This window comes from Pseudomonas sp. RL_15y_Pfl2_60, from assembly GCF_963970595.1.
Taxonomy (GTDB): Bacteria; Pseudomonadota; Gammaproteobacteria; order Pseudomonadales; family Pseudomonadaceae; genus Aquipseudomonas.
The window spans coordinates 393,305-408,472 of sequence record NZ_CAXAOE010000003.1; the positions used below are offsets into that span (position 1 = coordinate 393,305).

Annotated in this window: 12 protein-coding genes and 1 pseudogene; 6 read left to right on the top strand and 7 right to left on the bottom strand. The window is 57.1% G+C overall.

What is annotated here, in order from left to right; translation table 11 throughout:
• Positions 1-162: 162 nt before the first annotated feature.
• Positions 163-1,122: pseudogene (locus tag AACY26_RS21365) on the top strand (Cache 3/Cache 2 fusion domain-containing protein); the annotation flags it as partial.
• 135 nt (positions 1,123-1,257) lie between these two features.
• Positions 1,258-1,980, top strand: a complete 723-nt coding sequence (locus AACY26_RS21370; protein WP_445261298.1) for a methyl-accepting chemotaxis protein — start codon at positions 1,258-1,260, stop codon at positions 1,978-1,980.
• A gap of 29 nt (positions 1,981-2,009) precedes the next feature.
• Here AACY26_RS21370 and AACY26_RS10715 read toward each other — a convergent pair whose 3' ends face one another.
• The 3 genes from AACY26_RS10715 to AACY26_RS10725 form a co-directional block, all read right to left on the bottom strand.
• Positions 2,010-3,500, bottom strand: coding sequence for a YifB family Mg chelatase-like AAA ATPase (locus AACY26_RS10715; RefSeq protein WP_339513810.1), 1,491 nt, complete (start codon positions 3,498-3,500; stop codon positions 2,010-2,012).
• A 158-nt stretch (positions 3,501-3,658) separates the two neighbouring features.
• Positions 3,659-7,273, bottom strand: coding sequence for an autotransporter outer membrane beta-barrel domain-containing protein (locus tag AACY26_RS10720; RefSeq protein WP_339513812.1), 3,615 nt, complete (start codon positions 7,271-7,273; stop codon positions 3,659-3,661).
• 251 nt (positions 7,274-7,524) lie between these two features.
• Positions 7,525-7,791 carry an accessory factor UbiK family protein gene (locus AACY26_RS10725; RefSeq protein ID WP_339513813.1) on the bottom strand — a complete coding sequence of 89 codons (267 nt, stop codon included), beginning with the start codon at positions 7,789-7,791 and terminating at the stop codon, positions 7,525-7,527.
• Positions 7,792-8,197: 406 nt separating this feature from the next.
• Between AACY26_RS10725 and glnK the strand changes: the two genes are divergently transcribed.
• From glnK to sutA, 4 genes are all read left to right on the top strand, one after another.
• Positions 8,198-8,536 carry a P-II family nitrogen regulator gene (gene glnK / locus AACY26_RS10730; protein ID WP_003096476.1) on the top strand — a complete coding sequence of 113 codons (339 nt, stop codon included), beginning with the start codon at positions 8,198-8,200 and terminating at the stop codon, positions 8,534-8,536.
• A 38-nt stretch (positions 8,537-8,574) separates the two neighbouring features.
• Positions 8,575-9,891 carry an ammonium transporter gene (locus AACY26_RS10735; protein ID WP_339513814.1) on the top strand — a complete coding sequence of 439 codons (1,317 nt, stop codon included), beginning with the start codon at positions 8,575-8,577 and terminating at the stop codon, positions 9,889-9,891.
• 75 nt (positions 9,892-9,966) lie between these two features.
• Positions 9,967-11,217 (top strand): ammonium transporter, encoded by a 1,251-nt coding sequence (locus AACY26_RS10740; RefSeq protein WP_339513816.1) that lies wholly within the window; start codon positions 9,967-9,969, stop codon positions 11,215-11,217.
• 380 nt (positions 11,218-11,597) lie between these two features.
• Entirely contained in the window at positions 11,598-11,936 is a 339-nt protein-coding gene (gene sutA, locus AACY26_RS10745; RefSeq protein WP_339513818.1) for a transcriptional regulator SutA, read from the top strand.
• 54 nt (positions 11,937-11,990) lie between these two features.
• On the opposite strand, the gene AACY26_RS10750 is transcribed toward sutA, so the two are convergent.
• The 4 genes from AACY26_RS10750 to dapF are packed head-to-tail and all read right to left on the bottom strand — an operon-like array spanning position 11,991 to position 15,164.
• Positions 11,991-12,704: an HAD family hydrolase gene (locus AACY26_RS10750; protein WP_339513820.1), complete on the bottom strand. Its 714-nt coding sequence runs from the start codon at positions 12,702-12,704 to the stop codon at positions 11,991-11,993.
• Positions 12,701-13,597 (bottom strand): tyrosine recombinase XerC, encoded by an 897-nt coding sequence (xerC, locus tag AACY26_RS10755; RefSeq protein WP_339513821.1) that lies wholly within the window; start codon positions 13,595-13,597, stop codon positions 12,701-12,703. Before xerC ends, AACY26_RS10750 begins: the two co-directional genes overlap by 4 nt.
• A 41-nt stretch (positions 13,598-13,638) precedes the next feature.
• Entirely contained in the window at positions 13,639-14,337 is a 699-nt protein-coding gene (locus AACY26_RS10760; RefSeq protein WP_339513823.1) for a DUF484 family protein, read from the bottom strand.
• Complete coding sequence (dapF, locus tag AACY26_RS10765) at positions 14,334-15,164, bottom strand: diaminopimelate epimerase (protein WP_339513825.1); 831 nt, start codon at positions 15,162-15,164, stop codon at positions 14,334-14,336. The genes AACY26_RS10760 and dapF overlap by 4 nt, the downstream gene beginning before the upstream one ends.
• Positions 15,165-15,168 lie beyond the last annotated feature (4 nt).

Genomic DNA, 15,168 nt, shown 5'->3' on the forward strand with positions numbered 1-15,168 from the left:
TTCATGAACCCATCTCGTTCTTCCATCACTCGGCAGCTGGCGTTGGCGCTGGCGATTGTCCTGACTGTGTTGATTAGCCTCAGCACAGTGTTCGCCTTGCGTTCTTTGAGTGATGCCAACGTGGCGATCCGTGAAGAACATTTGGCCAGTGAGTCGCGCTTGATGGCCGACCAGTTAACGACCTTCAACGCCAGCTTGCTTGAGAGCACGCAGCGCCTTGCCGGTCTGTTCGAGAAGCGCTTCAGTTCGGGGGTCGTGGTTAAACCTGATGAGCGAGTAGACGTAGTCGGGGTGCAGACACCTGCGTTGTATGCCGACGGCGAGTTGCTGAACAATGTTTTTGAGCGCGTGGATGAATTCAAAAACCTGACCGCCGGGGTGGCCACCGTATTTGTCCGTGACGGTTCCGAGTTTGTTCGGGTTACCACCTCGCTAACCAAGCAGGATGGCAGTCGTGCCATTGGCACTGCGCTGGATCACAATCACCCAGCCTACCAGCGCTTGCTCCAGAACGAGAGCTATGTGGGCCGTGCATTGCTGTTTGATCGCGCCTACATGACCCAATACACACCGGTTACCGACAGCCAGGGCCAGGTGATTGCGGTACTGTTTGTCGGCTTTGACTACACCGATACGCAAAACGATCAGTTTGCCGCACTTAAGAACTTCCGCATTGGCGAGGCCGGTTCGCTGGCTATTTTCGATGCAAGCGGCAAGTGGCTGGTTGCCCCTTTCGCCGCACAGAAGTCGGATTCAGCCCCTGCGCAACTGATTGAGCACTCTGCTACACCCAGCCAAGGCATGATTTGGAGTGATGGCCAGCAAGACTTCTACAGCGTTAGTGCACCTTTCAGCGCTGGCGGTTGGCAGGTGGTGGCGAGCATGCCCATGACTGAAATTCAGGCGGTAACCTGGTCACTCGGCTGGCAACTGGCGATTGGCAGCCTGCTGGCGCTGGTCTTGGCGGTCGGCGCGGTGATCTGGTTGCTGCGCCGTAAATTGCAGCCGCTTGGCCAGTTGGTCAAGCAAGCGCATGCGCTGGGTGCTGGCGACCTGAGCGCACGCTCAGTGGTTAATGGCAACGATGAAATCAGCGACCTTGCCACTAGTTTCAATCAAATGGGTGAAGCACTGGCGAGCATGGTTTCGCGTATTCGCAGTTCGGCCCAGGCGGTTAGCAGTCGCGCTCAAGCGTTGTCGGGACTTTCCAGCGGCGCCTATGAAGGCATCGAGCAGCAGTCAGGCGAAATTACCAGCATGGCTGGCGCGGTTGAGGAGTTCAGCGCAACATCCCTGAACATCGCCGACAATATGCGCCAGACCGAACGCCTGGCCAGTGATAACGCACAACAGACCAACATCGGTCGCAGCTCAATGGACGAGGCGTCAAAGGCGCTGGAGCAGATTGCTCACTCGCTGGACGCTACATCAGCTGTTATCAACACCTTGGGTCAGCGTTCGCAGGAGATCGGCGGAATTGTCAGCGTAATCACTTCGATTGCCGAGCAAACCAATTTGCTGGCCCTCAACGCAGCGATTGAGGCAGCACGGGCAGGGGAACAAGGGCGCGGTTTTGCCGTGGTTGCTGATGAAGTGCGCAGTTTGGCGGGACGTACCCGTGATGCAACGACAGAAATTTCCAGCATGATCGGCAGTATCCAAACTGAAACAGCCACTGCCATCAGCACCATGCAGCAAGGCCAGTCATTGATGAACGAAGGTTTGCAGCTCAATTCTCGGGTTGTCGAGGCGTTGGCACAAATTGCCGAGCAAACCAGCATGGCCGGGGAGCAATTTGCCTCGATTACCACCGCCACGTCAGAGCAAAGCAGCACCGCAACTGCCTTGAGCAGTAATCTGCAAAGTATTGCCCTGGCCAATAACGAGCAGCACCAAGTGATCTCCAACCTGGCAGAAACAGCCCGCGAGCTTGATGGCTTGGCGGGTGAGTTGCGCAATGAAGTCGGGCGCTTTCAATAGCGCTAAGCCGATGTGGAGTTGCGTCGGGCCTAGACATGGCCGCGGTACTGCATCGCTTCGGCCAGATGCTGGCGGTTTATGTCAGCGAGGCCTTCAAGATCTGCCAGGGTTCGCGCCACTTTGAGCACGCGATGAGCGGCGCGTAGGGATAAGGCCAGTCGCTCACAGGCGGTTTCCAGCCATTGCTGATCCGCCGCCTGCAGTGAACAGTGCTGGCGCAGGCCTGCCAAGTCCAGAAATGCATTGGCGCAGCCCTGGCGCTGCATTTGCCGTTTGCGGGTATTGGCGACATGGGCGGCGCTGGTTGTGGTTTCACTCATCGTGCTTTCAGGCACAAGCAGTGCTGTCGCTTCACGGGCCACGGTGACGTGCAAATCAATACGGTCGAGCAAGGGGCCGGAGAGTTTGGCCCGGTAGCGTTGAACCTGCTCGCTGCTGCAACGACAGCGCCCGCTGGGGTCACCGAGAAATCCGCAGGGGCAAGGGTTCATGGCCGCAACCAGTTGGAAACGGGCCGGGAAGCGTACTTTGTCGCGAGCGCGGGCAATTACGATATGGCCGCTTTCCAGGGGTTCGCGCAATACCTCAAGAACTTTGCGATCAAACTCGGGTAGTTCGTCGAGAAACAGCACACCGTGGTGGGCAAGGGTTATTTCGCCGGGTTGCGGTCGACTACCGCCGCCGACCAGTGCCGGGCCGGATGCACTGTGATGGGGCGTGCGGAAAGGGCGTTGTGGCCAGGCTGTCAACGGGGTGTGACTGGCTACCGAGTGAATAGCGGCGACTTCCAGCGCTTCTTGCTCGTCGAGGGGTGGCAGCAAACCGGGCAGACGGCTGGCGAGCAGGGTTTTGCCAGTGCCGGGCGGGCCGCTAAAGAGTAAATTATGGGAGCCGGCTGCGGCGACCAGCAATGCACGCTTTGCCGCTAATTGGCCCTGTACTTCGGATAAGTCTGGGTAAGGCGGCGCATGGCGCAACAGGCCTTGTGATTGATAGGGCGCAATCACTTCCAAACCATTGAAATGCGCCGCCAACTGCAACAAATGTTCTGCCGCAATCACATTCAGTCCGGAGGCGAGACTGGCCTCCTCGGCGTTGGCGCTGGGCACCACTAAAGTGCGGCCACAGGCTCTGGCAGCCAGAGCTGCAGGTAATACTCCGCGCACAGAACGAATTTCCCCGGACAATGCCAGCTCACCTAGACATTCGATGTTCTCAAGCTGCGTCGCGGGTATTTGTCCGCTTGCGGCGAGAATCCCCAACGCGATAGCTAAATCAAATCGGCCGCCGTCTTTGGGTAAATCGGCGGGCGCTAAGCTGAGGGTGATGCGACGTGGGGGAAACTCAAATGCAGAGTTGAGAATGGCGCTGCGTACCCGGTCTTTGCTTTCTTTTACCGCTGTTTCGGGTAAGCCGACCAAGGCCAATGATGGTAAGCCATTGGCAAGGTGCGCCTCGACGGTGACAGAAGGCGCATCAACGCCCACTTGGGCGCGGCTGTGGACTATGGCCAGCGACATTATTCACTCCTTGAAATACAGGGCATCGCTTCCTGCGATAGAGCGAGCGTAGCAGGTTGCGCTGGAGTGGTACGCAACCTGTTGGTTTAGCCATGCATTGGTATTGAGTAATAGAAACGGAGCTTGAAAGCTCCGTTTCTATTAGTTGTTGCCTGGGATTAAAACCTCAGGCGCATGCCGACGGTGCCGTTGACGGCCGTGCTGTCGCCGAAGTTATTCACAGATGAGTCGACAGACACCTCGCCGTATAGCGAGAGTTTGTCTTCATTCCAGTTGTAGCTTCCGCCCACCCCTAGGCCAGTCCAGAGTCGTTCAGGACGATTTTTGAGTTTTACGTCGGCAACATCAACCTGGGTGCCATCGAGGAACTCGTAGTACAGGTTGCTGATTGCATAGACATGGCTGCGGCGGATCTTGTTGGTGTCGTCCAGCCAGCGACTGTCGTGATCCAGCGAAACACCCAGGCGTGAGCGCAGGCTATCGGCAGAGTCCAATGAGGTGCGGGTGTTGAATTCATCGGTGAAACTGTCGAAATCAACGTGCGAGTAGATCAGCTGCGCTTGTGGCGTCAGGCTTAGGCTTTCGTTGAGTTCAAGTTGCTTGCCGCTCTCGACCGAGAAGGCGTAGCCGAAACCATCATTGTCCGAGGCTAGCTGACGATCCGTTTCGTCAGAGTCGATATCGGTTTTGTACCAGGTTGCCGAGGCTTGCGAGTCAACATAAAAGCCATCTTCCTGTAGCCAGGTTAGGGTCAAGCCGACGCCGTAGCCACGGCTGTCGATATTGCCGTCACCGAAAAATGACTCAACCTGAGAAGCCGAGGTGCCGTAATGCGCCGTCACGCCGCCAATCAGTTTGTTGCCTTGTTGATCCTCGTTCAGCAAGGCGTCCAGGCCTGCCTGCATTTTCCAGCGATTGGTTTCTGAGTCGGTATCGATCGTTCCGGCATTGGGCCGGTTACGCTGATAGCTGCCTTCCACCCGCGCCCAGCTTGCGCCGTTTTCGATGTAAGTCTGTTCGCCGTCAAGGCTGGTGGTTGTGCGGGTTTGTGCTGTGCCGGCGGCGGCATGCCAGTAACGATTGCCGACACGCTGTTGCATGGTTGGCAGGCTGTTCATGTCGAGCAAGGCTTGACCATATTGCTGGTAGAGCGCAGCGCTAGGGCTGTAGCGCGGCTCGTTCGGCGTGACTGGCGCCACCGGATCGAAAGGCGTATCGGGGCTGGCAGCCGCAATGGCCGAGGTCAGGTACCAGTCGCCCGTTTCTGCCTTGCGTAGCGTGTAGGCGTAGGCACCGGCGACCACGGCTTGTTGGTTGTCTTTGGTAATGAAGTCGCCATTGAGTGCGAACACCCCGTTTGAGTTACCGGTAACCTGCACCACTTCGATGCCGTTGCGGGTTTGGGCGCCGCTGCCACCGAGATTGTTGACGCTAAGCTGGGTGCTGCCGGCAGAGTCGCCTTGAATCACCAGCTTGTCGGTTGGTGAATTATCATCGCCGAGCACTGTGTCGATTTTCAGGCTGGCGTCTTGAGCGCGGTAATTGCCGGAGGCGCCGTTTGGATTGGTGGCGACGACAAAGCGATCACCCGCGCTGTTGTTTTGTAGGTCAATAGTGCCACGGTTATTAACGTCGCCCGTCACCGCGAAGCGTGACTCTGTGGTGCGTACGGTTGCACCCTGATTGATGATCAGGCCACGCGCCATCGCATCGTTACTACCGCCAACGGTGAGGCCTGAGCCGCTAAAATTGATGCGCGAACCTGTATCGAGAATCACTTTTTCCCAATTTTGCAGCCTGTCTGCAGCGACATTTCGCTCGCCACCGACAAAGGTCAGGCTGTCTCCGCCGCCGTTGAGGTTGTCATAGACGCCGTCGCCACCATCGAAAACGCTAACGGCTGAGATGTCTGCATCGCTGGCAATAGTTGCACGGTCGGCACCCACGCCAAGCATAACCTTGCCGCTGGTTGTGCTGCCCGCCAACAGGTTTAACTGGTCATCACCGGCGTTGGTAAGGATGTCACCGTTAATGGTGCCCGCACTGTTGATCGTGCTGTTACCGCTGCCGTCGAGAATCGCGATCCCCGAGGCAGCGCTTACATTGGCTGTTGCGCTGAGGTCAACGCTGCCATCGGCTTGGGTGCTGGTTTTGATACCGGCGCCCTGACCACTGCCACCAAGCAACGTACCGGCTGCATTGATCCTGTAGCCTTGTCCGGGTGCAACCGCTTCAGCAAAGATCGCCGATGCATTTTCTCCGCTCACTTGGACGCTCGCCGTTGGCCCTTGGCTAACGCCTACATCGCCGCTGACTGAATAAGCATAGAGGCCATGACTGCCATTTCCTGTTGTGGTGACGGTGCCGCCACTTTGGTTGATGGTGCTGTTACCTGAGCCGGTGGCTTCGGCCAGAATCCCGTGACTTAGCTGCTGCCGTTCACCCGTGCCTCTGGTGTTGATACTGCCACCGGACTGGTTGATGGTGACATTGCCTTTGCTCAATGGATCACTCTGTGCCAGCAAGCCGACGGCGCTATTACCTTTGGTGGTGACCGTGCCGCCGCTGAGGTTGATGATGCTGTCGTTGTCGATCCGGCTGGCGGCACTGTTATCGGCCTGGACAAAGATACCTTCGGCCTCTTCGGCAAATGTAGTGATACTGCCGCCACTCATATCGACTTGAGCGACACCCGGGCCGCCGCGGACCAGCGCATAGGCACCTTCAGAGTCATAACCGCTGCTGGCTGTACCGGTGGTAATACTGCCTGCACCAATTTCGATGCGTGCATCGCCGCTGCTGTTCTGTACGCGCAAGGCGTCAGACCCATCACCCAGTGTGCTCAGCGATGCGCCGGGCGTATTGAATATAATCGTCGAGTTCTTGGCGTTGTTGATATTGCCAACAGCCGCCGTGTCGATGATGACGTTGGCGCCTCCGGCGACATATATACCTTCGCTATTGTCGCCGGTGACCTTGATATCGACCTGCTCGCCGCTGATGACTACGGCGTTATCCTCGCCGGTGGCAATAATGCCAAAGGTTTCGGAGCGACTATTGAGGTTTGCCAACTCAATGACTGAGCCTGGCGTGCCATTGGCTTCAATCGCGCGGCTGACCACATCAAGCAGGGTGTCGCCTTGAACCTTGATGTTTGCGCCGTTGCTTGCGCGTAAGCCGTGTTCAAGGGTTACAGCGGGTTTATCGCTGCTGCCTGCGGGGCCGCGGGAGACGGCATCGAGGTTGCCTTTCAGCAAAATGCTACCTCGGTTGGCGTCAATCGCGATGGCATCCGCCTGCGTGGTGATGAGTCGGGTATTGCCGCCGACGACAATCGAGCCGCCGACGGTCGAGCGCAGAAGTTGACCGGTTTCAGTGCCTTCTGCGCCGTTCAGTATGCTGGTGAGGTTGCCCTCAATACTCAAGGCCGCATCGTGGGCGAATACCACGGCGCGATTACCCTCGGGCGTGCTTGGCAAGACTTCGGCGCTGACCTCTGGAGCAGTCAGCGTCAGTGAGCTGTTGGCGCTGCTGCGGATAGGTACATTGATGGTATTGGAGCTAAAGCTTGTGCCAGCGCTGGTGCAGGTCGAACCTTCGGTTGCACCGACGCCAGACTGGTTGACACAGGCTGCATAGGCGCTGTTGGAGCCACTAAGGGCCAAGACCAATAGGGCGCTGAATGAGACGCTCTGGAGAGTACAGCTTTGGCGTCCTGCCCTTAGGCTAAAGGTCAGGGTGGAGGGGGCGTTATCTTCTGTTGTCCGCTTCATAGTCGACTTCCTCTGTCGTTATCTTCGAGGCGCATCGGGGCCGCGCAGATCCATCTGCTATCAAGGCCTGATGTTGAAAGTCGATTTTATTCGGGGTGCAGCGTTTAGGCGCTGTTCGAAAGAATTGTTTAGATTTTAAGCGCCCAGGACGCGTGGCTTGCCCGTTCATTCGCAAAGGAAGTGGGGCGCACGGCCTTGGGGCAGGGGTAACGCAGGGATGTCCTTGCGGCTAGTGAGTAGCGTCTAGGTTGTTATTGCTCGTTGGTCGGTTGGAGTTCTTTAGCTTCGAGCTCCAGGACTTTGGCTTCGAGCGCCTCTAAACGTGCACGGGTGCGAGCCAAGACCACCATCTGGCTGTCGAATTCTTCGCGGCTGACCAAATCCAGTTTGCTGAATCCGCTTTGCATCAGTGCTTTGAATTGCGCTTCGAATTCAGCGCGCGGCAACGGCGTATCACCATTGAACAGGCGCGAGGCCCCAGCGGTGAGAGCGTCGAGCAGAATTTTGGGTGGCAACATGATTAGCGTCCGGTAGCGATAGGCCGAAAGTGTAACACGCAGCGGCGAGCTTACAGTTTTTGCGACTTGCACGATTATTGCGCGCTGCGCTCAACGGTGGCGCACTGTTATTGTGCGTTAAATCGCTGGAAATCCCGGTGTTACGCCTGTGTAAGCACCTAAGTGCATGAAATTGATTGCATTTATGATGCTTGGCAAGGTTTCTGCTTAGCTCCAGATGAGAGATGCACTGATGCGGTTCCGGTGCGTGAGTCGGGGCACAGGAGTGTTTCGTCAGGAGCGGTTGGTGAGTATTGGTTTGCCGCGATAGAGCAGCCAATGCATTACAAAAGCCAGACACTGCGCTTAGACTTGGCTCGGGTTTGCAATTCCTGGGGCAAGTCCACCTTACACGGGAGAGAGTTACATGAAGCTAGTTACTGCCATCATCAAGCCGTTCAAGTTGGACGACGTCCGTGAGTCACTGTCGGAGATCGGCGTGCAGGGCATCACTGTCACTGAAGTCAAAGGCTTCGGTCGTCAGAAGGGCCACACCGAGCTTTACCGCGGTGCTGAATACGTTGTCGACTTTTTGCCAAAAGTGAAAATCGACGTGGCAATTGCTGACGATCAACTGGATCGCGTCATCGAAGCCATCACTAAAGCTGCCAACACCGGCAAGATCGGTGACGGCAAAATTTTCGTAGTTAACCTGGAACAGGCTATTCGTATTCGTACCGGCGAAACCGATACCGACGCGATTTAAGCCCCAAAAAAACCGAACCCCGCCCCAGGAGTTAAACCATGACTCTGCGAAGAATCGCAGGGCTAGGAGCCCTTTTGTCCCTCGTTTTGCCTAGCGTTGCGATGGCTGACGAGGTTGTACTGAACAGTGGCGATACCGCGTGGATGATTGTTGCCACTGCGCTCGTACTGTTTATGACCATTCCTGGCCTGGCACTGTTTTATGGCGGCATGGTGCGTTCCAAGAACGTGCTGTCCGTGATGATGCAGTGCTTTGCCGTCACCTGTTTAGTCAGTCTGTTGTGGGTCATCTATGGCTACAGCATGGCGTTTGACACCACAGGTATGGAAGAAGGTGTCGTTAACTTCAATTCCTTTGTGGGCGGCTTGTCCAGAGCATTCCTTAGCGGTTTGGGAACTGACAGCCTGGTCGCAGCGGTTCCTGAAAGTGTGTTCGTCACCTTTCAGATGACCTTTGCCATTATCACGCCTGCACTCATCGTCGGCGCTTTTGCCGAACGCATGAAATTCTCCTCAATGCTGGTCTTCATCACCGCTTGGTTCACCTTGGTCTATGCACCAATGGCGCACATGGTATGGGGCGGCGTGGGCGGCTTGCTGTGGGATTGGGGCGTGCTCGACTTTGCGGGCGGTACCGTGGTGCATATCAACGCCGGTGTGGCTGGCTTGGTGGCGTGCCTGGTACTGGGCAAGCGCAAGGGTTATCCAACCACGCCAATGGCTCCGCACAATCTGGGTTACACCCTGATTGGCGCGGCCATGCTCTGGGTCGGCTGGTTCGGTTTTAACGCAGGTTCTGCGCTTGCAGCGAATGGCACGGCGGGTATGGCCATGCTGGTTACGCAAATCGCTACGGCTGCCGCTGCACTGGGCTGGATGTTTGCCGAGTGGATTACACACGGTAAACCAAGCGCACTGGGGATTGCTTCGGGTGTGGTGGCAGGCTTGGTTGCAATTACGCCTGCCGCCGGAACTGCAGGCCCTATGGGCGGGCTGGTTATCGGTCTGGCGGCTGGGGTTATCTGCTTCTTCTGCGCCACGAGCCTGAAACGCAAGCTCGGTTACGACGACTCACTGGACGCCTTTGGTGTGCACGGTATCGGCGGGATAGTCGGTGCATTGCTCACGGGTGTATTTGCGGCACCTGCACTGGGTGGCTTTGGTGAAGTTGAAAATATCGCTGCGCAGGTCTGGATTCAGTTTGAAGGCGTGATCTTCACAGTGATCTACACCGCGGTTGTGACCTTTGTGATTCTCAAAGTGATCGACTTGGTAATGGGGCTGCGGGTCAGCGATGAGGAAGAGACAGTTGGTCTCGATCTCGCCCTGCACAACGAGCGTGGCTACAACCTGTAAGCACACAGAGTGCGCCCTTTGTGGGCGCCCTAACCGAATAGCGCTATTGATAAGGCGCACGGCACGAGGTGACATATGGACAACACAGCATTGACAGCATTGACATACGGTTTTGACACCTTTTACTTCTTGATATGCGGCGCATTGGTGATGTGGATGGCAGCGGGTTTCGCCATGCTCGAATCCGGTCTGGTACGCGCCAAGAACACCACCGAGATCTTGACCAAGAACATCGCGTTGTATGCGGTTGCCAGCGTCATGTATCTGGTTATCGGTTACCACATCATGTATTCCAGCCCGGAAGGCGGCATCTTGCCGAGCTTGGGTTTCCTGATTGGTAGCGAACACACCGCCGAAGCCGTGCTGGCAGGTGGCGATGACGCGCCTTACTACTCGCTGCGTTCGGACTTCTTCTTCCAGGTGGTATTTGCGGCTACCTGTATGTCGATTGTTTCCGGTGCGGTTGCCGAGCGCATGAAACTCTGGGCGTTTTTGGCCTTTGCGGTGGTGATGACCGGTTTCATCTACCCAGTACAGGGTTTCTGGAAATGGGGCGCAGGCTTCCTTAACTCGGCGGGCTTCCTCGACTTCGCAGGCTCGGGCGTAGTGCACATGGCGGGCGCCGCTGCGGCTCTGGCAGGTGTTCTGCTGCTGGGTGCACGCAAAGGCAAATATGGCGCTAACGGCCAGATCAACCCGATTCCGGGTGCCAACTTGCCGATGGCCACACTGGGCACATTCATCCTGTGGATGGGCTGGTTCGGTTTCAACGGCGGTTCGCAGCTGAAAATGAGCACCATTGAAGATGCCAACGCTGTTGCCCAAGTGTTTGTTAACACCAACATGGCCGCTGCCGGTGGCTTGATTGCAGCGCTGCTGGTTGCGCGCATTCTGTTCGGCAAGGCTGACCTGACCATGGCGCTGAACGGCGCACTGGCTGGCCTGGTTGCAATCACCGCTGAGCCGCTGACGCCTGGCGCCATGCAAGCCACGCTGATCGGTGCAGTTGGCGGCGTATTGGTGGTATTCGCCATCATCGGCCTCGACAAACTCAAGCTCGACGATCCGGTAGGTGCAATTTCGGTGCACGGCGTCTGCGGTATTTGGGGACTGTTGGCTGTTTGCCTGACCAACCCTGATGCAACCCTGGGTGCTCAGTTGCTGGGTATTGCTTCGATCTTCGCTTGGGTATTTGTTGCCAGCCTGATTGTTTGGGCCATCATCAAAGCCGTTATTGGCCTGCGTGTCAGCGAAGAAGAAGAGTATGAAGGTGTGGATATTGCTGAATGCGGTATGGAAGCTTATCCGGAATTCACCAAGTCTTGATTCGTCACGGTATCTGCGCGCCATTGCCCGTTAAATAACATGCAATAAATAACGGGGCGCGCAAGATCAGCAACCCATCAGCCCGGCTAGCGAATTTACCTTGAGTAGATAGCGCAGCTGGGCTTTTTTTGCGTTGAATTAAGGCCTGTTAAACAACGCTGTGAAATCTGCTACTTTTACTTTGCTTTTTCTGGAGTCACGCTAGAATGCGCGCCGTTGGGTACAGTCTTCTTGCAGTGACTGCACTCGGCCCGACAAACTGGCAAAAGGCGTGTTAGGCGATTTTGTCAGGCAAGGGCATTTGAATTTTTGCTGGCTGTGTACGAAATCTACGCAGCTGGGCTATAACTAATCTGCTTTCGCATTTCATGAGGCTGAACATGAGCGACGAAGATCTCGAACAAGAAGAGCTGGATACTGCTGACGAGGACGACGGTGAGGATCTTGCTGCGTCTGACGATGGTGATCCAAGTGTTGATGACGATAGCGATGACGATATCTCTTCGCCTTCCGGTAAAAGCAAAAGCAAGAAAGCCAAGGCCGCGATAGACCCGGAAGAGCTGCCGAGCGTCGAAGCCAAGCAAAAGGATCGTGATTCTTTGGCCCAGGCCATGGAAGAGTTCCTGGCTCGCGGCGGCAAAGTGCAAGAGGTCGAGCCGAATGTGGTTTCTGACCCGCCGAAAAAGCCGGACAGCAAATACGGCAGCCGCCCTATCTAAGCGGTCGCTGAAACAAAAAAACCTGCCTGGCGCAGGTTTTTTTGTAGCTGCAGGTCAATGCCCGGACGGTGGCTTTAACCAATGGTTAAGCAGTGCGGGCAATTGCGCCAGGCTGCCGATCTCGCCATCTGGAGCGGCTTGCTCGGGCCATGTCCGATTTAGCGGGTTGAACCAGATGGCGCGCATGCCAGCGGCTTGTGCACCGGCGATATCGTCGCTTGGGTGGTCGCCAATATGGACCGCGAACTCTGCGCTGACATTGGCGTGCCTGAGCGCTTCCTGGAAGGGTTTGGGATCGGGCTTGCCAATCCCCAGGTCTTCGGCGCACAAGGCAAACTGGAAGTAATCTGCCAAGCCCAGGCGCCGGACATCGGCATTGCCATTGGTAATCACCCCGAGCTGGAACTGGCTAGCCAGTGCTTCAAGCGTTGGATGCACTTCGGCAAACAACTCAACTTGATGGCGGGCGTCCAGAAACACTTGGAATCCTGCTTCGGCCAGCGCTGAAGCCTCTTTCTCGATATAGCCCGCACCTTGCAAGGCATTGAGCAGAATACGCCTGCGCAGCTCGCTCAGGCGGTGTTTCAGGGCGGGTTCCTGTGCCAGTAGTTGATTGCGAATTTCCCACAGGTGCTCAACCGGAACCGCACCCAACTTTGGCGCGTACATGGTCAGCCAGTTACGCAGGGCGGCTTCGGCGTCTTGCATGACCGGAGTGACATCCCAGAGGGTGTCGTCGAGGTCAAAAGTGATTAGCTTGATGGTCATTCACTACTGCCTTTGCGTTTGGCCCGAGGGTGGGCGCTGTCATACACCGTGGCCAAATGTTGAAAGTCCAGATGGGTATAGATTTGAGTGGTGGCGATATCGGCGTGGCCGAGTAATTCCTGTACCGCACGCAAGTCTTGCGATGACTCCAGCATGTGGCTGGCAAATGAGTGCCTTAGCATGTGCGGGTGGAGATTTTGCCCTAGCTCACGTACCCCGGCTTGTCGTACCCGCAACTGCACGGCGCGAGCACCAATGCGTCGACCTTTGTTGCTGACGAACACCGCGCCGTCAGCAGGGGAGCTCAAGGCGCGCATTGGCAGCCAGTTTTCCAAAGCCTGACGGGCCATGCGTCCCACTGGTAGCTCGCGGGTCTTGTTGCCTTTACCTTGTACGCGAACCAGCCCCGCAGCGAGGTCTAGCCCGTCCAGGTTGAGGCTGACCAGTTCGGACAGACGCAGGCCCGAGGAGTAGAACAGTTCGAGAATGGCTTGGTCGCGCAGGGCGATAAAGTCGTCCTCCACGGCACCGTCGAGCAGTTGCCCGGTGCGGTCGGCATCCAGAGTTTTCGGCAGGCGACGGTCGCCTTTGGGCGGCATCAGGCCGCTGGCGGGATCATGTTGGCAATGGCCTTCGCGAATCAGGTAGCGATACAGCCCACGTGTTGCTGAAAGCAGGCGTGCCAGGCTGCGGCTGGACTGGCCTTGCATATGCAGGTGGGCGACCAGACGGCGTAGTCGCGAGGTGTCGAGTTGGTTCCAGTCAGCCAATTGTTCACGCTGACAAAAGCTCAGCAGCTTGCTCAGGTCGCGGCCGTAGCCATCCAGCGTGTGCGCTGAGACCTGGCGTTCACTGCGCAAGTGTTCGAGGTAGGCGTCGATGCGAGCTTGCATGTTGACTCCTGATGCGCCGCGCGCGCCCTGCGTCCAGTCGTTCAGCGAACCGAGCGCAGTGGGGTGGCGAAGCGGGGTAGCACGCGCGCCAGTACTTCGGCGATGTAGCCAAGGAATAAGGTGCCCAGGGAGCTTTTGTAATGCTGCGGATCAGCGCTGCCAATGGCCAAAACGCCATGGGTGCCCTGATGAGTGATAGACACCACTGCCGCCGAGCCGACATTTCCAGCTTCGCTCTTGCCGAACAAAAAGGCCAACTCATGTTCGCGCAAGACGCCGCAAATGGTTTTTCCGCCTGCCAGCAAGCCGCCAATGGCTTGATGCGCCTCGTTGCTGCTCATTGAGCGGCCCACGGGAAGCGGGTTGTCGCTGAACAGGATCAGGCTGACGAAAGGCACCTGGAACTCGCTGCGCAGGCTGTCTTCAACACAACTGACGATCTCTTCAAGGCTGGACGCGTCGAGCATGTCGAGAACCAGGCGGCGGGTCTTTTCGAACAGGCGGTCGTTGTCGCGAGCCACATCCATCAGCTGGGACAAGCGATGGCGCATGTCGATATTGCGCTCACGCAGCAGGTTAACCTGACGTTCGACCAAGGAGACGGTGTCGCCACGTTGATGCGGAATGCGCAGTTCGGGAATCAAGTCATCGTGGTCGATGAAAAACTCCGGGTGCAGGCGCAGGTAAGCGGCCACGGTGGCTGAGTCGAGCGTTTTCGGGGAATCCTGCTGGTCACTCATAAGCGAACTTGTCCTTCGTATACGCGCACGGCGGGTCCGGTCATCATAACGGGCTGGCCGGGGCCTGCCCATTCAATCAGGAGCTTGCCGCCTGGCAGTTCTAGTTGCACGGGCGAATCCATCCAGCCTTGGCTGATGGCGGCTACTGCGGCGGCGCAGGCGCCTGTACCGCAGGCTTGGGTTTCGCCTGCACCCCGTTCCCAGACACGCAATTTACCGCGCTGGCGGTCAATCACCTGGAGGAAGCCAACGTTAACCTTTTGCGGGAAGCGTGGGTGATGCTCAAGCTTGGGACCCAAACCATGAACATCAGCGGTTTCTATGTTGTTGACGCGCAGCACTGCATGGGGGTTGCCCATGGAGATAGCCGCCAGTTCGACAGTTTGGCCATCGACTTCAACCGGGTAGCTGAGCGCCTGAGCGTCAGCCTGGAATGGGATCTGTTCAGGCGCCAGGCGCGGTGGCCCCATGTCCACGGTAATCTGGCCATCGTTGCGAACATTCAGCTCAATGATGCCGCCTTTGGTTTCGACCCGAATCTGCTTTTTAGCTGTCAGTCGCTTGTCCAGCACAAAGCGCGCGAAGCAGCGCGCACCGTTGCCACACTGTTCGACTTCGCTGCCGTCGGAATTGAAGATGCGGTAGCGGAAATCAACATCCGGATTGCTTGGCGGCTCGACGAGCAACAGTTGGTCAAAGCCCACGCCAGTGAAGCGGTCGCCCCACTGTTTGGCGTTCTTTGGCTGAATGTGCGCGTGCTGGCTGACCAGGTCGAGGACCATGAAGTCATTGCCGAGGCCGTGCATTTTGGTAAAGCGCAATAACATGGGG

Coding starts and splice junctions, on each gene's coding strand:
- AACY26_RS10735 (WP_339513814.1), top strand. CDS start 8,575: ATGACTCTGCGAAGAATCGCAGGGCTAGGAGCCCTTTTGTCCCTCGTT.
- glnK (WP_003096476.1), top strand. CDS start 8,198: ATGAAGCTAGTTACTGCCATCATCAAGCCGTTCAAGTTGGACGACGTC.
- xerC (WP_339513821.1), bottom strand. CDS start 13,597: ATGCAAGCTCGCATCGACGCCTACCTCGAACACTTGCGCAGTGAACGC.
- AACY26_RS10720 (WP_339513812.1), bottom strand. CDS start 7,273: ATGAAGCGGACAACAGAAGATAACGCCCCCTCCACCCTGACCTTTAGC.
- AACY26_RS10715 (WP_339513810.1), bottom strand. CDS start 3,500: ATGTCGCTGGCCATAGTCCACAGCCGCGCCCAAGTGGGCGTTGATGCG.
- AACY26_RS10725 (WP_339513813.1), bottom strand. CDS start 7,791: ATGTTGCCACCCAAAATTCTGCTCGACGCTCTCACCGCTGGGGCCTCG.
- sutA (WP_339513818.1), top strand. CDS start 11,598: ATGAGCGACGAAGATCTCGAACAAGAAGAGCTGGATACTGCTGACGAG.
- AACY26_RS10760 (WP_339513823.1), bottom strand. CDS start 14,337: ATGAGTGACCAGCAGGATTCCCCGAAAACGCTCGACTCAGCCACCGTG.
- dapF (WP_339513825.1), bottom strand. CDS start 15,164: ATGTTATTGCGCTTTACCAAAATGCACGGCCTCGGCAATGACTTCATG.
- AACY26_RS10750 (WP_339513820.1), bottom strand. CDS start 12,704: ATGACCATCAAGCTAATCACTTTTGACCTCGACGACACCCTCTGGGAT.
- AACY26_RS21370 (WP_445261298.1), top strand. CDS start 1,258: ATGGCTGGCGCGGTTGAGGAGTTCAGCGCAACATCCCTGAACATCGCC.
- AACY26_RS10740 (WP_339513816.1), top strand. CDS start 9,967: ATGGACAACACAGCATTGACAGCATTGACATACGGTTTTGACACCTTT.